Origin of the sequence: Acidovorax sp. ACV01 (assembly GCF_014851495.1) — a bacterium.
Taxonomy (GTDB): Bacteria; Pseudomonadota; Gammaproteobacteria; order Burkholderiales; family Burkholderiaceae_C; genus Acidovorax; species Acidovorax radicis.
On record NZ_JACUZT010000003.1, the window covers coordinates 682453 to 702881 of the forward strand.

The following is a 20429-nucleotide window of genomic DNA, read 5'->3' on the forward strand; positions in this document are numbered from 1 at the left end:
ATGAGTAATTGTTGTAGTCGGAGCCACTTACGCAGCCCCTAGCAATCGGGACATAAGGCCGCGCTTCTTGCCTCCCGCAGCCGCTTGCACCAGCAGTACGCTGACGTTATCACGACCACCGTTCGCATTGGCGGTGTCGATGAGCAATGTGGCTTTTTCCTCCAATGGCAGCGGTGCGCGCACCAATTCCGCCAGGTCTGCGTCCGCGACCATGTCTGTGAGGCCGTCTGAACACATCAGAAACAAGTCATTCGGGGCCACCTGAAATTCATTGACTTCCATCATGACATTGGGCTCTACGCCCAGCGCACGGGTGACGAGGTTGCGGTTGGACGAAAGCGCGGCTTGTTGGGCGGTGAGCAGGCCTGCGTCAACCTGTTCCTGCAGCCAGGAGTGGTCACGTGTGATCTGCTGCAGGGTCCCATCTCTCAGTCGATAGCAGCGAGAGTCGCCGATATGTCCCAGGATGAGGCGGCTGCCGTGGAAGACCCCGACCACCAGGGTGGTGCCCATTCCCGCATATTGTGGATTGGACAGCGAGGCTCCCAGAATGGCGTGATTGGCGTTTTCGACGCAGATCTCCAGAGCTCGGCGCACGTCAGTGGATTGGGGTGTGGTACCGGTCTGCCCCAGCCAGCGGGCCATCTCGGTGCGGATGAATGTGGTGGCCATGCCGCTTGCCACTTCACCGGCGTTGTACCCGCCCATGCCATCGGCGAGGATGGCGACCTGCGCATCCCGGTCGACTGCCACCGCATCTTCGTTGTTGGTGCGCACGCGGCCTTTGTCGGTTCGCGCGAAAAATTCATAGGTCATGGATGTTGGGGCGAGCGTCATCAGGTGCCTGAAATCGGCGGAGATGCTGCACCCCGCCCAGCGGGTGGCTCCATCACGGTTTTCTCAAAGTCCGCCATTTCATGCCCTGTTGCATCGCGGACCGCATCATAGACGACTGCTCCCGGCTCCGGCGATCCCGCCTGTCCGGCTGTCAAGCCCGCCTGCCGCAGGTCGGAGGCGAATTGGCGGCCGGTCTGGTACCGGGCCTCGGGGCGTTTCTTGAGTGCCAGGGCTACCACACTCGCCACGGCGGGGGAGAGATCGGGACGAAGCTGGCGAATGTCGGGCGCGTCCACGCTGGCAATCTTGTGCATGAGCTCGGTCATCGACTCGCCTCGCAATGGCAAGTGTCCGGTGAGCAACTGGAACAAAGTGACGCCCAGTGAGTACAGGTCTGATCGGCCATCCACCTTCTTGCCCGCGAGTTGCTCTGGTGACATGAAGCTGGGGGTCCCCAGAACCAATCCGGTGCGTGTCTTGCTGGAGTCCGTGATGCGCGCGATCCCAAAATCCGTCACTTTCACAGCGTCTGTTGCACTGTCGAACATGATGTTGGCAGGCTTGATGTCGCGGTGCACCACGTTGTGCGCGTGGGCGTAGTCCAGTGCCTCGGCAACGCGCGCGGCGATGGAAATCACCGTGGCCACCGGCAGGAGCTGCCCGGCCCGGCATGCCTGTGCCAGATCCGCGCCCTTGAGGAACTCCATGGCGATGTAGGCCAGGTCATGTTCTTCGCCAGCATCGAAGATCGTCACGATACAGGGATGCTGGAGGCGCCCTGCTGTCTCTGCCTCGCGGAAGAAGCGGGCTCTCGCATCGATCAGCGCGTCGCCCTCAAATTCTTCCCCGAGCGCCAGGGTCTTGATGGCAACCACACGTCCAATCTTTGGGTCTTTTCCCAAATAGACGACACCCATCGCGCCCTTGCCGATTTCCTTGTCTATCTGATAGCGCCCCAGCATGGGTATGCCGGTCGCCGCATCACCTGGCAGGTGTGGGGTGGCGGTCGGGGGGATCGATGCGGGCGTGCTGGAGGGTGCACCTGTTTCCTTTTGCAGATGAGCTCGCACGCGCTTGTACCGCGCGTGTGCATTCTTGTACCCCTTGTTGTGCTGCAGGATGTGTTTGTAAACCGATTTGGCCTTGGCAAAGTTGCGCTTGCGTTCAAAGTCCTGCGCCAGGTGGTACAGGTTGTCCATCAGGGCATCGCTGGGCGGCACCTTGCGCAGGCGCTCAAATGCCATGTCCAACTGGCCCTGTCCTTGCAGGGCGAGGCCCATCATGCGATCGGTTTCTGCGGTCTCCGCAGAGGGGGGCTGACCTCTTTTGCCAAACGCGCGCAGTGCGGTAAATGCAGCGAGACCCCCCAACAAGGCCAGCACACCAGGTCCCATAGGAATCCACAGCCCTGCATAACGCAGCAAGCTCCACTCGGTCGCAGCGAGTGTGAGCAACAGCGAAGTGCTCAGAGCCCATCCGGCTGGGCGGGAAAGCCGGGGAAGGGCCAGTGCGATAAAAAGCAGTGCAACCAATGCAGCACCCCAAGTCGCGGTCGTTGCCCACGCCGGCCGTTGCACACCGAGACTTTGCCTGATCGCGGAGAGGGTGTGTGCGAGCACCTCGACGGGGTACATGGCCCGCGTACTGGACTGGACCCATGGGGCAGCCAGTGCGTTGCTGGTTTCTCCCACCAGCACAACTTTGTCCTTGAAGGCCTGGGGCAGAAATTTGCCGCCGTATACCTGGGCAAAGGACACCACAGGGAATGCGGAGGCACCGTCCGGCGCTGCGTGAAAACGCGGGAACATCACCGCGGAGGCATCGGTGGCTACCTGCAGCCCGCCCATCCGGAAACCGTGGGGCTCTGTCTGGATTCGGAGCTCTCCCTGGCCCAGATGCAGGCTGTGCCTGGCCGCTAACAGTGCCAACGAGGGCACGCCGACGTTGTCGTATCCCAATAGAAGTGGAATGCGGCGCAAGCGGCCGTCTTCATCCAGGACCACAGACAAGTGGCCGACGCCCGCAGCCACTGAACCCAGCTCCGGGATTGGGTGCTGCGCCGACGTCGCAGGGATTGCAAAGCTCCCAGGGGCCGGAAAAACGCTGCGGTGTACATAGGCAGGCAGCGGTGTGTGGGCCCCTCCTGCCAGTGCGTAGCGAGAGGCCAGGAATACATTCCCGGCGCGCTGGATGCTGGCGGCCAGGCGCGCGTCGGTATCCAGCACCTTCTCCGCCTCGTCGGCGGCACGGTTCAGCTCTGATGCCAGCAAGGACGTGTCCCCCGCGCGCGCAATGGTGTCCCGCATTCTGCGGATGTAGGTTAAGCCGCGATCGGACTGCGGCTCGGCAAAAGAGGGGGTCAAGACGATGGCCTTGGCGCCTGCCGCCGAAAGCTGATCAATCAGCTTGGCATACACATCGCGAGACCAGGGCCAGTTTCCCAGAGCTGCCAGGCTGGCATCGTCAATGCCAATGATGGCAATTTCAGGCAAAGGAGGTGGGGCGGTGACGCTCGTTGCGGCGTCATATATGCGGTACTCCAGCCATTGAAAGCCGCCGGTGGCCGCGCACAACGCCACGACCACCACCGCCGCCAGTGCGCCCCGCAAACCATCGGTACGCCACATGCCAAGCCACCGTCCCGAGGTTGTTCGTCCCACTTGCTATTGTTCCACTCTCTGTATTGAATGGTACTGAAAGCAATATTTAAGCCGGGGCTAGGGGGTGCCTCGTCAGGCGTCCTACTGCGCGAAATCTGTGTTTCCCGGTGAATTCGATGACCGATCCTGTCGCGTTAGGCCGGTTGTGCCAATCGCAATGCCATTTTTGTCACAACAAGGGGCGGGTTGGACGTGATGTCCCGGGAGCCACTTCGGCAGCACGCTTTCTGAAAACGAAAAAAGCGCCCGGAACCTTGGTACCGGGCGCTTTTTTGGAGATTCGCCTCGACTCGCCTCTCAAGCCGCGCGGCCCGAGGCGTCCGTTGTTGCGCGAACGGTCGCGGCGAGATTTACTTCAGCTGGGCCTTGAGCAGCTTGCCCAGTTCCGACGGATTGCGGGTGATGATGAAACCTGACTCTTCCATGATGGCGAGCTTGGCATCGGCCGTGTCGGCACCACCGGAGATCAGAGCGCCGGCGTGGCCCATGCGCTTGCCGGGGGGGGCGGTCACGCCAGCGATGAAGCCCACGATAGGCTTCTTCATATTGGCCTTGCACCACTGGGCGGCTTCAGCTTCGTCAGGACCGCCGATTTCGCCGATCATGATCACGGCATCGGTGTCCGGGTCGTCGTTGAAGGCCTTCATCACGTCGATGTGCTTGAGGCCGTTGATGGGGTCGCCACCAATGCCCACGGCGCTCGACTGGCCCAGGCCCACTTCGGTCAGCATGGCCACGGCTTCGTACGTCAGCGTGCCGGAGCGGCTCACGACGCCGATGCGGCCCTTGCGGTGGATGTGGCCGGGCATGATGCCGATCTTGATTTCGTCGGGCGTGATCAGGCCGGGGCAGTTGGGGCCCAGCAGCAGCGTGCGCTTGCCGCCAGCGGCTTCCTTGGCCTTCATCTTGTTGCGCACTTCCAGCATGTCGCGCACCGGGATGCCTTCGGTGATGCAGATCGCCAGATCCAGGTCGGCTTCGACGGCTTCCCAGATGGCGGCAGCAGCGCCTGCGGGCGGCACATAGATCACCGACACGGTGGCGCCGGTCTGCGATGCGGCTTCCTTGACGGAGGCGTAGATCGGGATGTTGAAGATCGACTCGCCGGCCTTCTTGGGGTTCACGCCGGCCACGAAGGCATTCTTGCCGTTCGCGTATTCTTGGCACTTTTCAGTGTGGAACTGGCCCGTCTTGCCCGTGATGCCCTGGGTGATGACCTTGGTGTCTTTGTTGATGTAGATCGACATGTGTGTTCTCCGGGCTTACTTGACGGCAGCAACGATCTTGGTCGCAGCTTCGGCCATGGTGTCTGCAGCGATGATGGGCAGGCCGGACTCGGCCAGCATCTTCTTGCCCAGCTCTTCGTTCGTGCCCTTCATGCGCACGACCAGCGGCACGTTCAGGTTCACGGCCTTGCAGGCGGTGATCACCCCGGTGGCGATGGTGTCGCACTTCATGATGCCGCCGAAGATGTTGACCAGAATGCCTTCGACCTTGGGGTTCTTGAGCATGATCTTGAAGGCTTCGGTGACCTTCTCGGGGGTGGCACCGCCGCCCACGTCCAGGAAGTTGGCCGGCTCGCCGCCGAACAGCTTGATGGTGTCCATGGTGGCCATGGCCAAGCCGGCGCCGTTCACCAGGCAGCCGATGTTGCCATCCAGGCTGATGTAGGCCAGGTCGAACTTGGAGGCTTCCACTTCAGCCGGATCTTCTTCGTCCAGATCGCGGAAGGCCACGATTTCGGGGTGGCGGAACAGCGCGTTGGCGTCGAAGTTGAACTTCGCGTCCAGAGCCATCAGGTTGCCCTTGGAGTCGCAGTTCAGTGGGTTGATTTCCACCAGCGACGCATCGGTTTCCATGTAGCACTTGTAGATCTTGGCGAAGATGTCTACGGCCTGGTCGACGGAAGCACCGGTCAGGCCGATGGCGGCTGCGACCTTCTTGCTTTGCTCGGTGGTGATGCCGACGATGGGGTCGATCATCTCGGTGATGATCTTCTCGGGGGTGGAGTGGGCCACTTCCTCGATGTCCATGCCGCCTTCGCTCGACGCGATCAGGGCGACCTTCTGCGTGCCGCGGTCGGTGACCAGGGACACATACAGTTCGTTCTTGATGTCGGCGCCGTCTTCGATGTACAGGCGGCGGACCTTCTGGCCTTCGGGGCCGGTCTGGTGCGTCTTGAGCTGCATGCCCAGGATTTCGCCCGAGATGCGCTTGACGTCTTCAATGGTCTTGGCAACCTTCACGCCGCCGCCCTTGCCACGGCCACCGGCGTGGATCTGGGCCTTCACGACCCACACAGGGCCGCCGAGCTTCTGGGCTGCTTCGACGGCTTCTTGCACCGTGAATGCGGGAATGCCGCGCGGAACGGGCACACCAAAATTGCGCAAGATTTCCTTGCCTTGGTATTCGTGAATCTTCATGAGGTCTCTCTCAGGGAAGGATGGTGGTTACCCGTTTACCATGAACAACAAAATGTCTGGCCGCGGGCTGGGAACATGGCAACCAGCAACTGTATCATGTTGCAATGCACCATTCTTGTGCGTAGCTGACGACCCCCTGTCCCCGCCGGGTGGCTGGTTTTTGTCTCTTTTGTGGTTCGTTTTGGCAGACGCTGCCGCCTTTTTTTGCAGGAGCACCCCCATGTCCAAAGTCTTTATCGATGGCGAAGCCGGTACCACGGGCCTGCAGATCCGCGAGCGTCTGCAGGCCATGCCGCAGATCGAGTTGGTCAGCATCGCGCCCGAGTTGCGCAAGGACCCCGCAGCCAAACGCGATCTGATCGCCGGGGTCGATCTGGTGATCCTGTGCCTGCACGACGACGCCGCGCGCGACACCGTGGCCATGGTGGATGGGATTGCCCAGGGCACGGGCCGCAAGGTCAAGGTGATTGATGCCAGCACGGCCCACCGCACGGCACCGGGCTGGGTGTTTGGTTTTCCCGAACTGGCCCCGGGCCAGCGCGAAGCCGTGGCCCAGGCGGACCGTGTGGCCAACCCCGGCTGTTACGCCACAGGCGCCATTGCGCTGCTGCGCCCCCTGGTGGATGCAGGCTTGGTGCCCCAGGACTTCCCTCTGGCACTGCCTTCGGTCAGCGGCTACTCCGGTGGAGGCCGCACCATGATCGAAGCCTACGAGGCTGGCACTGCGCCGCTGTTTGAGGCCTACGCTCTGACCCTGCAGCACAAGCACCTGCCCGAAATCATGCGCTACACCGGCATCACGCGGCGTCCGATTTTCGTGCCTTCGGTGGGTAACTTCCGGCAGGGTATGCTGGTGCAGCTGCCCTTGCATCTCGATCTGCTGCCTGGCGCCCCCAAGGCGGCCGACCTGCATGATGCACTGGCCTCGCACTATGCCAAGAGCAACACTCCCGAGCAATGGGTCAGCGTGCTGCCCGCCACGGCCGACGGCAAGCTCGATGCCACGGCGCTCAACGACACCAACAAGCTGGAGCTGCGCGTGTTTGCCAACGAAGAACACCGCCACGCCGTGCTGATTGCGCGTCTGGACAACCTGGGCAAAGGAGCCAGCGGAGCCGCCGTGCAGAACCTGCAGCTCATGCTGGGCCTTTGAAACGCAGCGGGTTTCCGATCCTCCTGCTTTCCCGGTAGATTCTCAAGTGCGCCAGATCTGGCGCGCTTTTTCTTTGGGCGCCTCCATCGGAATCGTTTAAGCTGATTCCAGACTGCTGACCGTGCCAGGCCCGCTGGCGTACGTCGTAAGTTTTTTGGGGGGGGCTGATGGGTTTTCCACTGTCTTACGACATCGTGGCGCCGCAAATGCGGTCGCTGCAAAAGCTCGAAGCTGCGTTGCAGCGCCTGGACCTTCGCTGGGAGGTCATCGACACCACCGCGCGCATCGTGTGCCCTGGCGAGGCGGCGGGTTTCCTGCACACCCTGGACCAGACGCGCACGGCGTTTGCCACGCTCGCGCAGGAAATGGTGGAGCACATTGCCACCACCCACCTGAGCAATCGCCTGGGCGACCTGGCCTCGCGGGCCCAGGTGGCCATCGACATCCTGGTGCGCAATCTTTTCGAGCGCACGGCCGATGTGGGCTTCATCGCTACCGATGGACCGCTGGTGGCCTTTGTGGAGGCGGCGGGAGACAACGGCGACCCTGATACCGCCACGCTGCTGCGCCGCCGGCTGCAAGAGTACCGCGCCAAATACACCGTCTACGACGACATCCTGCTGCTGGATGCCTACGCCCATCCGTTGCTAGGCCTGGAGGACCGGCAGATGAGCGAGGCCCTGGTTGCGCAGGAGCCCGCCTGGTGGCGCAGCGCGATGGACCGCCCCGGCTATGGCGAGCACTATGGTGCCTCGGCCTGGTATCCCGGCGAAGGCGATCTGTTGCTGTACGTGCACCGGGTCGCGTCGGCCCAGGGGCGCGCCTGCGGTGCCGTGGTGCTGCGCTTCGGGCTCCATTCCGAGCTGGAGTCGATCTTTGCCGACCTGCGCGACCCCGAGGACCGCGTGGCGCTGCTGCTTGTGGATGGCAGTGACCGTGTCATTGCGTCCAGCAAGCCGGCTGAATTTTCGGTGGGCGAGTTCTTGGCCACCGGCTCTCTGCAGTCACTCGATGCCCGCCCCTGCACGCACCGTGGCCATGACTATCTGGCGCAGGCCCGCACCACCCGGGGCTACCAGGGCTACCAAGGCCTGCCTTGGCGGGCGGTGGCGCTGGTGCGCCTGGATGCGGCGTTCAAGGGCGAGCAAGGTACGCCGGACTCTGCAGCGGGCGCTGCCCAGCACATTGGCGCTGGGGCCGGTGGCGCGCAGGCACCGGTGGAGACTGCAGGCATGGAAGTGGACGATCCCATGCTGCGCGCCATTGTGGAACGCGCCCGCGCCATCGAGGAGGGGCTGACCCGCGTGATCTGGAATGGCAAGGTGGCCGAATCGGCGGTGAGCGCAGGTTCGTCGATCCATGCCGTGTTTGACCAGATCGGGCGCACGGGCAAGGACACCATTGCCGTCTTCGACGGTGCCATCCAGGAACTGCGCGGGCTGTTGCTGGCAGGGCGACGCGCCGAGATGAAGGCCCATGCCGGCCTGGCGGTCCGCATCATGGACCGCAATCTCTACGAACGCGCCAACGACTGCCGCTGGTGGGCCCTGTCTGAAGAGCTGGCCCATGCGCTGACAGACATACAGGCCCGGGGCGCGCCGGAGCAATCGGCAGCTGCAGCACAGCGCGCGGCGCAGATCCTCGCGCACCTCAACAGCCTCTATACGGTGTACCGGCGCGTGGCGCTGTTTGACCGCCAGGGGCGAGTGGTGGCCGTGTCTTGCGATGCCAACACGCTGCCCGCCGACCTGCAGCTGGATGCCGACCTGGTGCGGCGCACCCTGGCCTTGCAGGGTGCGCAGGCTTATGCCGTGTCGCCCATGCTGCCCCAGGCGCTGGCCGACGGCTTGCCCGCCTATGTGTACTGCGCTGCGCTGCGCACCGCGCCGGGTGGCCCGGTGGTGGGTGGCATTGCCCTGGCCTTCAACTGCGCCACCGAGCTGAAGGCCATGCTGCGCGATGCGTTGCCGCAGGGACAGGCCGTGCGCGGCTTCTTCACTGATGCGCAGGGGCGCGTGCTGGCCAGCGCCGACGAGGATGGCCCGGATGCCGCCGAGGGCTGCGTGCCACCTGTGCTGCCTTTTGTGGCCGATATGGCGCGGGCTGCGGTGCTGACAGGTGCTGCAGGGCGGCAGCCCGGGCCCGCCGGAAAAACTCCCTCTGTGGCCACGGCGTCCGCCATGCCCGCCACCGCGCAGCGCGTGCGCTGGCAAGGGCAGGACTATCTGGCGGGTGTTGCGGCCAGCACCGGATACAGGGAATTCAAGCGCGACGACGGGTACCGGGAACCCGTGTACTCCGTATTGCTGATGCCCGTGCAGCCCGCCGTGGCCAGCAGCAGTGCGCTGGCCCTGCCGCAGTCATCCGTGAACGGGGCCGGTGGCAACGTGCGCCGCTATGGCGTGGTGGCCTGTGGCGCCTTGTTGTTGGCCATCGACAGCGTGCATGTGCAGCAGGCCATGTCGGCCGCGCGCCTGGTGCAGGTGCCTGGCCCGGCGCAGTTGGCTGGCATGCTCGAGATTGCCCACGAAGGCGGGACCCGCATGGCACCAGCCTATGACGCCTGCCGCATTGCGGGCCTGTCTGCGTTGGCCGACCCGCGGCGGGCCGTGGCGGTGGTGGTGACGAGCCAGGGCCGCCCAGTGGTGCTGTTGGTGGAGCGCTTGGTGGGGGTGGTGTCGCAGGACAGCGTGCACCCTGTGCCGGGCAGCGTGTCCGCACACGCCCCGTGGATCACGGGCATCCTGAGCGACCGGGGCTCGGGCCAGGCCATCGTGTATGTGGTGGACCCCAATGGCCTGGATGCCCGGTGGGCACCCTTGCCGCCCGAGGTGCTTGCGGCACCATCAGCCAGCGGCACCGCCGCAGAGTTGCCAATGCAGCGCTGACCGGGCCTGGTCAGAGGACACGTTGGCTGCCGGCCTGGGTCAGGCAGCGCCAGGGTCTTCGTCCTCCGTGTCGCCCCCAATGGCTTTCTGGATGGCATACAGGGTGAAGCCACGTGCCATCAGGAAGCGGACCTGGCGCGAGCGTTCTTTCATGTCCAGAGGCACCTGGCCAAACTTGCGCTGCCATACCTCGCGCGCGCGCTGCACCTCGGTGGCCAGCAGCGGAGCCGTGGCCTCGCGCGCCAGCTCATCGGCCACGCCCCGGGTGCGCAGTTCCCGGACCAGGCGGGCGGCACCCAAGCGGGGGCCCCGGCGGTGCACCAGGGATTGGGCCGCGCGCTGGTCGCTCAGCCAGTCCTGCTCCACCAGCAGGTCCAGCAGGGCGGCCAGCTCCTCGGGGCTCTCCGCGTGGGGCGCCAGCTTGGTGGCCAGCTCGCTGCGGGAATGTTCCCGCTGGCTCAAAAGGCGCAGGGCCCGGCCCTTGAGCGAGAGCGTGGTGAATCCCATGAATCTCTGCGCTTCAAATTTGATAGCTGTCAGCGCTTGTCAATCAAGCGCTGGAGGCCTATTTTGTTTGAAGTTTCGGAGTTCACTCGTTCGCGGCGGCGGCAGGGGCTTGCAGTGCGTCGGGCAACAGCGCAATGCCCAGTCCTTCGCGCACCTTGTTCTCGATTTCACGGGCCAGGTCGGGGTTCTCGCGCAGGAACTCGCGCGCGTTGTCGCGGCCCTGGCCAATCTTCTCGCCGTTGTAGGCATACCAGGCGCCCGACTTCTCGACGATCTTGGCGGTCACGCCCATGTCGATGATCTCGCCCTCGCGGCTGATGCCCTCACCGAACAGGATGTCGAACTCGGCCGTCTTGAACGGGGGCGACACCTTGTTCTTGACCACCTTGACCTTGGTTTCGTTGCCGATGGCTTCGTCGCCCTTCTTGATGGTGCCGGTGCGGCGGATGTCCAGGCGCACGGAGGCGTAGAACTTGAGCGCGTTGCCGCCGGTGGTGGTTTCAGGTGAGCCGAACATCACGCCGATCTTCATGCGGATCTGGTTGATGAAGATGACCATGCAATTGGTCTTCTTGATGGTGGCGGTCAGCTTGCGCAGCGCCTGGCTCATCAGGCGGGCCTGCAGGCCGGGCAGGGCGTCGCCCATTTCGCCTTCAATTTCGGCCTTGGGCGTGAGGGCTGCGACCGAGTCGATGACGATCAGGTCCACAGCACCCGAGCGCACCAGGCTGTCCACGATCTCCAGCGCTTGCTCGCCGGTATCGGGCTGGCTGATCAGCAGGTCGGACAGCTGCACCCCGAGTTTCTGGGCGTATTGCACATCCAGGGCATGTTCCGCATCCACGAACGCGCAGGTGCCGCCCTGTTTTTGCATCTCGGCAATCACCTGCAGCGTGAGCGTGGTCTTGCCCGAGGATTCCGGGCCGTAGATTTCGACCACCCGGCCACGGGGCAGGCCGCCCACGCCCAGCGCGATGTCCAGGCCCAGCGAGCCGGTGGAGACCACCTGGATGTCCTCGATCACCTCGCCTTCACCCAGGCGCATGATCGTGCCCTTGCCGAATTGCTTCTCGATCTGGGCGAGCGCGGCGGCCAGTGCCTTGGCCTTTTCGGTGTTCACGGGCAATGCGGGGTTGGTGCCTTTGACTGCGACGTCCATGAGAAAACTCCTTGAAAAACAACAGGTTGGATGTTTGCATTGCTCTGCGATTAATCACAGGCTGGATGCTTGAACAGTAGTTTATGCGAGCTGTCGGAAGGTATTCAAGGATAATTTAGTCAGTTTGCCTGACAATTCAGCGATGCCTGATTTGCCCCTCCTATCCCCTGCCGAAGACGGCTGGCGCCAGACCCACCTGGGCCGCCTGTTCGGCCACGCCATGCGCCGTTTCGACGCGCGCGTGCTGCAGCTCATGGCGCACAACGTGGAAGTGCCGCTGGCGCTGTCCAACCTGGCCGCGCGCGACCAGGTGAGTGCCGCCCATGTGCACATCACACGCCACCTGGCGCTGCAGGGCGACCGGCTGACCGACCTGGCCCAGCGTGCGGGCATGACCAAGCAGGCCATGGCCAACCTGGTGGACCAGTGCGAGGCCTGGGGCCTGGTCACGCGCGAGGCCGACCCGCTGGACGCGCGTGCGCGCCGCGTGTGTTTCACGACCACAGGCCTGGCGTGGCTGCAGGCGTTCCGGGATGCCGTGGCACAGGCAGAAGCCGAGTTCCGGACCGAAGTAGGCCACGACGTGGCCACCGTGGTGGCCATTGGACTGGAGGCCTATGCGGGCGGCGATGGGGCCGGTACGTTGATGCGCTGAACCCGGGTCAGGCGGCTGCGCCCGTTGCCAATGGCACCTGGGCCTGCGCTGCAGCCGCCAGCTGGCCTGCGTCGATGCCCATGGCACGCAGTGTGCGCGCCGCCACGCCTTGCGGCATGGTGGCCACCACTGCCACTACGTGGGCCCCCAGAAGGGGGCCGCCCTGGTCCTTGCGGGAGCGCGCGAGCGTCTGCATGACCTCCTGGCCCGAGGGCTGGGCCCGGTAGAGGCCTGGAACCGGTGGCGCGAGGGCCGGCGCCTGCGGCAGGGTCCCATTCAGTCCCATGTCCTGGAGCGCATCGCGGTACTGCTGCTCGATCGCATCCCGCACGGCGACGGGGTCGGCCCCCACGCTCTCCAGCGCACGCCGGGCCGACCCCTCGGGAAGGTCGATGGCGGCCAGCAGAAAATGCTCGGCCCCCGGTGCGGCCTGGCCGCTTGCGCGGGCATGGGCCTCGGCGCTGGTGCACAGGCAGCTCAGCGTGCGCATGCTCTGGAAGCGGTGTTGCAATTGGCGAAACATGGCGAGAACTCCTTCTCAAGAACGGGACGTCTGTGGGGCCTGGGGCATGTGGGGTGACAGGCGCTTGTGCGCTGCCTGCTTGCTCACGCCCAGGGCCTGGGCGATCTGCGTCCACGACCACCCCTGCTCCAGCGCCGCGGCCACGGCAGCGGTTTCCAGCCGGTCGGCCATCAGGCGCAGGGCGACTACGGCAGCCAGCGCGGCCTCGGGGTTGTCGGGCGGGGGGAGTGCGGGTGGGGGCTGCATTCGTCAACTGTAGTTGACGAATGGCCGGGCGTCAACAAACATTGACGAAGGGGTTTTTTGAGCCGGAGTCAGACGGTGGCGAACGTATCCGCTCCCATGTCCGATGCGGGCAGGGGTTGTGGTGTTTCGCCGGCGGGCGAAGCGCAGGCCAACAGCCATTGTTGAAAACACTGCAACGCATGCAGCTGGGTGCGGCCTTCGGGATAACAAAACCAGTAGCCCATGTCGCTCCGGTAGCCACCGCGCAGCGGCGCGTCGGCCAGGGGCTCGCGCACCAGCCCGGCGGTGATCTCGTCCTGCACCAGGCAGCGCGGCACCAGTGCAAGGCCCATTCCGGCCATGACCGCGCGGATCATGGTCTGGAACTGGTCGAACTGCGGGCCCGCCAGGGGATCGATAAGGCCGGGCACCCCGTGTGTCTCGCTCCAGCGCAGCCAGGCCTCGGGCACTGTCACGTGGCGCATCAGCGTGTGGTGCGCCACGTCGCCCGGCGTGTGGATGGCCCAGTCGGCCACGCGGGTACGCGGGGCGATCAACGCCACCTCGTTGCCGGTGATGTAGTGCGCGTGTGCGCCGGGCCAGTGGCCTTCGCCGAACAGGATGGAGCAGTCCAGCTCGGGCCGCTCGAAGTCGTAGCTGTGCACATAGGGCACGAAGTGCAATGTGACCTGCGGGTGCTGCTGCTGGAACTGCGGCAGGCGCGGGATCAGCCACTTGGCTGCAAACGTGGGCAGGCTGGACAGGTGCAGTGCGCCACCACCGTCGTCGCTGGTGATCAGCTCCAGGGTCGCGGCCTCCAGCTGCGCCAATACCGCGCGCACGGCCTTTTCGTAGCGTTCGCCCGCCGGGGTCAGGGCCAGGCGCTTGCGGCTGCGCTCGAACAGCGCCACGCCCACCCACCCCTCCAGCTCCTTGACCTGTTTGCTCACCGCGCTTTGCGTCAGGTGCAAGGCCTCGGCCGCGCGGGAGACGCTGCCAAACCGCGTGACCATGGAAAACGCGCGCAACAGGTGCAAAGGGGGCGAAAGCCGACGAAGAGAGGACATGGTTGCAGGGTTGGATCATTCCATTTTGGAATGTTATCAGGCGTATCCATTGCTTGGAAATTGTCTGTGCCTCACTTAATCTTAAAGCACCCCATAGGAGAAACACCCATGCAACGCCGTCACATGCTCTCTGCGCTGGCCTCTGTATCTTTCGTTCCTGGAATGTCACTGGCGCAAGAGGGCAAGCCTCTGCGCATCATCGTGCCCTTCCCTCCAGGCGGCGCGACCGACATCACGGCCCGCAGTCTGCAGGAGCCGCTGGCCCGCATCCTCAAGCAGCCCGTGGTGCTGGAAAACCGTGGCGGCGCGGGTGGCTCCATCGGCATGGCCGAAGTGGCCCGGGCCCCTGCGGACGGTTTGACGTTGGGCGTGGCCACGCTGTCCACCCATGGCGTGAACCCCGCCGTCTACAACAAGCTGCCTTATGACCCCACCAAGGACTTTGTGGGCGTGACCGAGATCGTGAAGGCGCCCGGCGTGGTAGTGGTCAACCCGGCCGTCCTGCCCGTCAAGGACCTTGCGGATCTGGTGAGGCACCTCAAGGCCAACCCCGGCAAGGTGTCCTACGCCACCCCGGGCAACGGAACCATCGGCCACATGTGGGGCGAGCTGTTCAAGCGCAGCGCAGGCACCGCCATGGTTCATATCCCCTACCGGGGTGCAGGCCCGGCCATCAACGACGTGCTGGCTGGTCAGGTGGGGGTGTACTTTGACCAGGTGGCCTCCTCGCTGCCCTACATCAAGGCTGGAAAACTCAAGGCGTTGGCCGTTTCCTGGCCAGTACGGCTGGATGTGCTGCCCGATGTGCCCACCTATGCCGCGCTGGGCTACAAACAGGCCAACGAGCCCTCCTGGTTCGGTCTGGTGGCCCCGGCCGGAACGCCCCCGGCGGCGATAGACCGTATCCAGCAGGCCGTGGCACAGGCCCTCAAGGAGCCTGCCGTGCGCGAGCGCCTGGCGGGGCAGGGGCTGTATCCCTCGGGCACGACCTCCAAGGAATTCACTGCACAGATTGCCCATGAGATCGACAAAATGAAGGGTATTGCCACCTACGCCAAGGTGGCGCTGGATTGAACCCACACCGGGCCTGCGGGCCCGGCGGCCATAGCCGGGGAAGACCCTTGCAGGGATATAACCATGGTCTTCACCCGGTCTGGACGGCCAGGCCAGCCGCCCCACTTTGCGCACACTCTGCCTATGCATTCAGCCTTGAAACTGATCCACCACCGCTTCCAGCACGCCCAGCCGGGCGCCACCGGGTCACCCGGACAGGCCACCCACCCCCCCGCTTCCCGCAGGGTGACGGCCATGCCCGGCAACACCCCGCTGGTGCTCGACTCGCCCCACAGCGGCACGCAGTACCCCGCCGACTTCGGCTCGGCCTGTGACCTGCCCACGTTGCGCCGTGCCGAAGACACACATGTCGAAAAAATCTACGCCTTTGCCCCCGCGCTGGGTGCCGCCTGGGTCGAGGCCCATTTCCCGCGCATCTACCTGGATGCCAACCGCGACACCACCGAGCTCGACACCAGCTTGCTCGACGGCGAGTGGACCGACCCCATCTCCACCGACCCCCAGGTGCTCAGCAAGGTGCGCCTGGGCAAAGGCCTGATCTGGAAGTTCACCGACGAAGGCGAGCCCATCTACAACCGCCAGCTCACCGTGGCCGAGGTGCGCGCGCGCATCGACCAGTGCTGGCGCCCGTACCACGCGGCGGTGGCCCAGGCCATCGATGCCGCCCACGCGCGCCACGGCTACAGCATTCACCTCAACTGCCACTCGATGCCCGCCGTGGCGGGGCGGTTTGCCACCGACTTTCCGGGCTTGGAGCACGCCGACTTCGTGGTGGGCGACCGCGACGGCACCACGGCCAGCCCGGCGCTGTCCGCGCTGATCTGTGAGCATCTGCGCGGCTGTGGCTACAGCGTGGAATACAACCACCCCTACAAAGGCGTGGAGCTGGTGCGCCGCTACGGCAACCCCGCAGAGCACCGCCACAGCATCCAGGTTGAGATCAACCGCAAGCTCTACATGGACGAGCGCACGTTGGCGCAGGTGCCCGAGGGCATGGCGCGGCTGCAGGCAGACCTGCAGGTGCTGGTGCGCAGGCTGCTCGCGCACGATCCGCGCTGACGGGCGCGCACCGCTTTCAGAACCGCTTCTCAGGCCAGCAGCGCCGAAACGCTTTCGTACAGCAGCGCGATGCTGTCCTCGGTGGCGATGTTGCCGTGCGCAAAGGCGGCGCGCGAACCGTCCATGGCCACGAGCGACAACGCCTGAAACCCGCCGGTTTCGCCTGTGTGCAACAGCCAGCCTGCGCCTTGCATGGCGTGCGAGATCCACCCCAGCGCATAGCGGTTGGCGGGGGCGCGTGCCAGGTCTTGCAGCCCCTGCACGTAGCTGCGGGGCAGGGGCGTGGTATCGCCGCGCAGGGCGCGCAGGTGCCATTGCAGCCACAGGGCGTCGTCCCGCGCGGCCAGGCTCACGGCGCCGGCAGGGCTCAGGATTTCCAGCCATACCCGCTCGGGCGCCCCGGGCAGGCCTTGGGGCTGCAATTGCCCGCCTTCCAGGGCATGGCCTGCGGGCTGGTCGCTGCCCTTTCGCAAAGGCTCGCCTACGAACAGGGAGATGCCCAGCGGCTGGGCCACACGTTGGCGCAGCAGGTCTTCCCAGTCCTGGCCCGTGGCGGCGCGCAGCATGCGGGCCGCCAGCGCGTAGCCAGCGTTGGAGTACGCAAAATCCGGGTCGGCCCCCGTGCCCCGGACAGGGGCCTGGCGCAGCAGCCACTGCAGGAAGAAGTCCTCCACTTCGGCGGGCTCTTGCAGTCGGGTGAGCACGTCGGTGCCCACTTCGCCGAGGAATATCGCCACATCCTCCGGTTTGTTGAATGCCATCACGCCCGCGCGGTGGTCCAGCAGCTGCCGCAGCGTGACGCCCTGGTAGGCGGGCAGGGCCTCGCGGGCCAGGCCGGGCAGGGTCTGCGCCAGGGTGCTGTCCCAGCGCAGCAAGCCCTGGTCCACCACGCTGGCCGCCACACACGCGGTCATGGCCTTGGTGTTGGAGCCAATCGCCATGACATCGCCGCGTTCCAGCGCAGCAGTGCCGCCCAACCGGCGCAGCCCGGCCACCGCCCCACGGGCGCGCGTGGAATCCGCCCAGCCCGTGGCCGCACCCGCAACGCCATGGGACACCAGCTTGCGGGCCTGGGACTGCAGGCGCTCCATCAAGGCGTCGGCGCCATCGTCGCTGCTGCCGCCGCCACAGGCGGTCACCAGGGTGCCCAGGCCCGCAGCGGCCAGCCAGCGGCGCCGAGAGAGGATGGCGCCGCGCGCCGCAATGGAGTTCAGGAAGTTCATGGCATCTCGCAAAGAAAAGATGCCGGATTGTTGGAATGCGAACCTTGGGCCTACCCAAAGGCCTATCCCGACGCCCGGGCAGGCCAGCGCAGCGTGAAGCCCACGCCCCGGCCCTGCAGGCCCCCGCCCACGCTCACCCGCCCGCCGAGGTGCCCCATGGCCTGCTGCGCGATGGTGAGCCCCAGGCCGGAGCCGCTGCTGCGCGCGCGCGGCGAACGCCAGAATCGCTCGAAGACCCGTGCCTGCTCGCCGGCCTCGATGCCTGGGCCGTCATCGGCAATCCAGACCACCACATCGCCTGCCTCCTGGCCCACGCGCAACTGCACCGCGCGTCCGGCCCCCGGCCCGCAGCCATGCTTGAGGGCGTTGTCCAGCACATTGCCCAGCGCCGACCACAGCAGCTGGCGGTCAAAGACCAGCACCCAGGTGTCGGGCCCCTCGAGCGACAGCTCCACGCCCATCTCATCCGCCCAGCGCATGCGCTGGGCCAGGCAGTCCTGCAACAAGGCCATCAGATCCTGCCGCTCGGCGTTGGGGGGCGGGGCTTCCTCCAGCGCGGCCAGGGTGAGCAACTGCTCGCTCAGGTGGGCCGCGCGCTCAACGGCGTGCATCAGCGCCTCGGACGCCCGCGCCCGCGCGGGGCCTTCGGGGGCCTGGATGAGTACGTGGGCCTGGGTGGCGATGACCGCCATGGGCGTGCGCAGCTCGTGGGCCGCGTCGTGTACCAGCGCCTTTTCGCGCGCCAGATGGGCGCGCAGGCGGGTGAGCAAATGGTCGAATGCCTGGGCCAGCCCGCGCAGTTCGCGTTCGGGCGGCAGGTCCTGCAGGGGGCGCAGGTCGTGGGCAGAGCGCGCCGCGATCTGGGCGCCAAGCCGCGCCAGGGGGCGCAGGCCCGTGCGCACGGCCAGCCACAGCGGCAGGCCCACCAGGGGCAGCGCCAGCAACACCGAAGCCGCGAGGTCCTCGCCCATGAAGCTGAGCAGCCGCGCGTCGGGCAACAGGGGCTCGGCCGTCAGCACGCGCCACGCGCCCGAGGTTTCCCACGCGGCCCAGTGCGGGCGCCCCGCAATCACCATCTTGGCGTGGCCGGACGGGCCCGCCAGGGCCACGGCGGGGAGGTCGGCGGCGCTGCTGTGAAACAGCTGCCCGCGTGTGTCCTGCAGCTGCAGCAGGACCTTTTCACCCTGCAGCAGCTCCACATCCAGGCGCATGGCGTTGAAGGTTTGCGCCATGCCACGCACCAGCGCGCGGGCTTCCACCGGGTCGGGCATGGAGGCCAGTGGCCGCGCCAGCCCCTGCGCCAGCTGGCGCACGCCCGGGTTGGTGCCCATGGTTTCGTAGTGGGTGTAGGCCATCTGCGCCAGCAGGACCAGCCACACCAGCCCCATGGCTGCAAGCAGCGCCAGCAGGGTGCGCCGCATGAGGCTGGGGCCCCACCAGCCGTTCCCAGCGCCGTGTGCCCGGGCAAGCCACTTCATGGCTGCAGCCGGTAGCCCACGCCGCGCACCGTGACCACACGCTGGGCACCGATCTTCTTGCGCAGGTTGGAGACATGCACCTCCAGCGTGGCGGCGTCCAGCGCGTCGCCCAGCGGTTCGAGCCGCTGGGCAAGCACGTTCTTGGCGACCACGGTGCCGGGCTCGCGGGCCAGTTCCACCAGCAGGCGGAACTCGCGCGGCGACAGGGCCAGCGGGGCGTCGCCCTGCCAGGCCTCATGCCGCCGGGGCGCAATCCGCAGTGTGCCCAGCGTCCATTCCTCGCAGGCCTGGCGGGCGCTGCGCCGCAGCACCGCGTGCAGGCGCGACAGCAGCTCGGGCACGTGAAAGGGCTTGAGGACATAGTCGTCCGCGCCGCCGTCCAGGCCGTCCAGCCGGTCCTGCAGCGCGGTGCGGGCGGTGATGACGATCACGGGCACCGCAATGCCCGCGCGCCGCCAGCGGCGCAGCAGTGCCATGCCCTGGCCGTCGGGCAGGGTCAGGTCCAGCAGCACGGCGGCGATCTCGTTGGCGTCGGGCACGGGCGGCGTGGCGGCCACGCTGCGCAGCCATTGCACGGTGAACCCGTCCAGCTGCAGGGCCTGCAGCAGCGCTTGTCCCAGGTCCAGATCGTCTTCGATGAGCAGGATGTGCATGGCGGCGATTGTCTCTGCCCCAGCTTGCGCGAAACCAAAGACCAGACCGGGTAGCACGCGCCTAAAATCGTCGCATAGCCAGACAACAGGCCCGCCCCCCTGGGGCGTACCGCCCAAGGAGACACCCGCATGCGCATCCTCATTGCCGAAGACGACCAGGTGCTGGCCGATGGACTGCTGCGCACCCTGCGCGCCTCGGGCGCCGTGGTGGACCACGTGGCCAGCGGCACCGAGGCCGATGCGGCCCTCATGACCAACAACGAATTCGACCTGCTCATCCTGGACTTGGGCCTGCCCAAGATGCACGGGCTGGAGGTGCTGAAAAAGCTGCGTGGCCGGGGCTCGGCCCTGCCCGTGCTCATCCTCACTGCCGCCGACAGCGTGGAAGAACGTGTGAAGGGCCTGGACTTTGGCGCCGACGATTACATGGCCAAGCCTTTTTCGCTGCAAGAGCTGGAGGCGCGCGTGCGGGCCCTCACGCGCCGGGGCATGGGCGGCACCAGCAGCGCCATCAAACACGGTCCGCTGGTGTACGACCAGGCCGGCCGCGTGGCCACCATCGACGGCAAGATGATCGAGCTGTCGGCGCGCGAGCTGGGTTTGCTCGAAGTGCTGCTGCAGCGCGCCGGCCGGCTGGTGAGCAAGGAACAGCTGGTGGAGCGCCTGTGCGAGTGGGGCGAAGAGGTGAGCAACAACGCCATCGAGGTCTACATCCACCGCCTGCGCAAGAAGATCGAGGGCGGGCCCATCCGCATCGCCACGGTGCGCGGCCTGGGCTACTGCCTTGAGAAGATTTCAGGTTAACTATAAAAATAATAGCTGCTAACGCTTGTCTATAAAGCGAT

Annotated in this window: 18 protein-coding genes; 6 read left to right on the forward strand and 12 right to left on the reverse strand. The window is 65.9% G+C overall.

Annotation, left to right across the window (positions count from 1 at the left end; translation table 11 throughout):
- Positions 1 to 27: 27 nt before the first annotated feature.
- From IB243_RS11780 to sucC, 4 genes are all read right to left on the reverse strand, one after another.
- Positions 28 to 837 carry a Stp1/IreP family PP2C-type Ser/Thr phosphatase gene (locus IB243_RS11780; protein ID WP_057271334.1) on the reverse strand — a complete coding sequence of 270 codons (810 nt, stop codon included), beginning with the start codon at positions 835 to 837 and terminating at the stop codon, positions 28 to 30.
- On the reverse strand, positions 837 to 3446 hold the full coding sequence (locus IB243_RS11785) for a CHASE2 domain-containing serine/threonine-protein kinase (RefSeq protein WP_225584898.1): 2610 nt from the start codon (positions 3444 to 3446) through the stop codon (positions 837 to 839). Before IB243_RS11785 ends, IB243_RS11780 begins: the two co-directional genes overlap by 1 nt.
- Positions 3447 to 3847: 401 nt before the next feature.
- A complete protein-coding gene (gene sucD / locus IB243_RS11790; RefSeq protein WP_010464520.1) occupies positions 3848 to 4744 on the reverse strand; it encodes a succinate--CoA ligase subunit alpha in 897 nt (298 codons plus the stop codon).
- Between the two features lie 15 nt (positions 4745 to 4759).
- Complete coding sequence (gene sucC / locus IB243_RS11795) at positions 4760 to 5920, reverse strand: ADP-forming succinate--CoA ligase subunit beta (protein ID WP_010464519.1); 1161 nt, start codon at positions 5918 to 5920, stop codon at positions 4760 to 4762.
- 220 nt (positions 5921 to 6140) lie between these two features.
- On the opposite strand from sucC, the gene argC reads away from it, so the two are divergent.
- Entirely contained in the window at positions 6141 to 7073 is a 933-nt protein-coding gene (gene argC, locus IB243_RS11800) for an N-acetyl-gamma-glutamyl-phosphate reductase (RefSeq protein ID WP_192427145.1), read from the forward strand.
- Positions 7074 to 7240: 167 nt separating this feature from the next.
- Positions 7241 to 9961, forward strand: coding sequence for a chemotaxis protein CheW (locus IB243_RS11805; protein ID WP_192427147.1), 2721 nt, complete (start codon positions 7241 to 7243; stop codon positions 9959 to 9961).
- Positions 9962 to 10000: 39 nt separating this feature from the next.
- On the opposite strand, the gene recX is transcribed toward IB243_RS11805, so the two are convergent.
- Both recX and recA read right to left on the reverse strand, forming a co-directional pair.
- Entirely contained in the window at positions 10001 to 10468 is a 468-nt protein-coding gene (recX, locus tag IB243_RS11810) for a recombination regulator RecX (RefSeq protein WP_010464513.1), read from the reverse strand.
- An 82-nt stretch (positions 10469 to 10550) separates the two neighbouring features.
- Positions 10551 to 11627, reverse strand: a complete 1077-nt coding sequence (gene recA / locus IB243_RS11815; RefSeq protein WP_055394584.1) for a recombinase RecA — start codon at positions 11625 to 11627, stop codon at positions 10551 to 10553.
- Between the two features lie 142 nt (positions 11628 to 11769).
- Between recA and IB243_RS11820 the strand changes: the two genes are divergently transcribed.
- Complete coding sequence (locus IB243_RS11820) at positions 11770 to 12282, forward strand: MarR family winged helix-turn-helix transcriptional regulator (protein ID WP_192427149.1); 513 nt, start codon at positions 11770 to 11772, stop codon at positions 12280 to 12282.
- Positions 12283 to 12289: 7 nt separating this feature from the next.
- On the opposite strand, the gene IB243_RS11825 is transcribed toward IB243_RS11820, so the two are convergent.
- The 3 genes from IB243_RS11825 to IB243_RS11835 form a co-directional block, all read right to left on the reverse strand.
- A complete protein-coding gene (locus tag IB243_RS11825) occupies positions 12290 to 12805 on the reverse strand; it encodes a Clp protease N-terminal domain-containing protein (RefSeq protein ID WP_192427151.1) in 516 nt (171 codons plus the stop codon).
- Positions 12806 to 12820: 15 nt separating this feature from the next.
- A complete protein-coding gene (locus tag IB243_RS11830; protein ID WP_192427153.1) occupies positions 12821 to 13051 on the reverse strand; it encodes a helix-turn-helix domain-containing protein in 231 nt (76 codons plus the stop codon).
- A 68-nt stretch (positions 13052 to 13119) separates the two neighbouring features.
- The gene (locus IB243_RS11835; RefSeq protein ID WP_192427155.1) at positions 13120 to 14097 is read right to left on the reverse strand and encodes a LysR substrate-binding domain-containing protein; all 978 of its coding nucleotides are present in this window, start codon (positions 14095 to 14097) and stop codon (positions 13120 to 13122) included.
- 108 nt (positions 14098 to 14205) lie between these two features.
- Between IB243_RS11835 and IB243_RS11840 the strand changes: the two genes are divergently transcribed.
- Positions 14206 to 15171, forward strand: coding sequence for a tripartite tricarboxylate transporter substrate binding protein (locus IB243_RS11840; RefSeq protein ID WP_192427157.1), 966 nt, complete (start codon positions 14206 to 14208; stop codon positions 15169 to 15171).
- Between the two features lie 123 nt (positions 15172 to 15294).
- A complete protein-coding gene (locus IB243_RS11845; RefSeq protein WP_192427159.1) occupies positions 15295 to 16230 on the forward strand; it encodes an N-formylglutamate amidohydrolase in 936 nt (311 codons plus the stop codon).
- 29 nt (positions 16231 to 16259) lie between these two features.
- Here IB243_RS11845 and IB243_RS11850 read toward each other — a convergent pair whose 3' ends face one another.
- From IB243_RS11850 to IB243_RS11860, 3 genes are all read right to left on the reverse strand, one after another.
- Positions 16260 to 17453, reverse strand: a complete 1194-nt coding sequence (locus IB243_RS11850) for a serine hydrolase (RefSeq protein WP_192427161.1) — start codon at positions 17451 to 17453, stop codon at positions 16260 to 16262.
- Positions 17454 to 17515: 62 nt separating this feature from the next.
- Positions 17516 to 18931: a cell wall metabolism sensor histidine kinase WalK gene (locus IB243_RS11855; protein WP_225584899.1), complete on the reverse strand. Its 1416-nt coding sequence runs from the start codon at positions 18929 to 18931 to the stop codon at positions 17516 to 17518.
- On the reverse strand, positions 18928 to 19584 hold the full coding sequence (locus tag IB243_RS11860) for a response regulator (RefSeq protein WP_192427162.1): 657 nt from the start codon (positions 19582 to 19584) through the stop codon (positions 18928 to 18930). The genes IB243_RS11855 and IB243_RS11860 overlap by 4 nt, the downstream gene beginning before the upstream one ends.
- A gap of 129 nt (positions 19585 to 19713) precedes the next feature.
- Here IB243_RS11860 and IB243_RS11865 point away from each other — a divergent pair, with 129 nt between their 5' ends.
- Positions 19714 to 20388: a response regulator transcription factor gene (locus tag IB243_RS11865; RefSeq protein WP_192427164.1), complete on the forward strand. Its 675-nt coding sequence runs from the start codon at positions 19714 to 19716 to the stop codon at positions 20386 to 20388.
- The last annotated feature ends 41 nt before the right edge of the window (positions 20389 to 20429 follow it).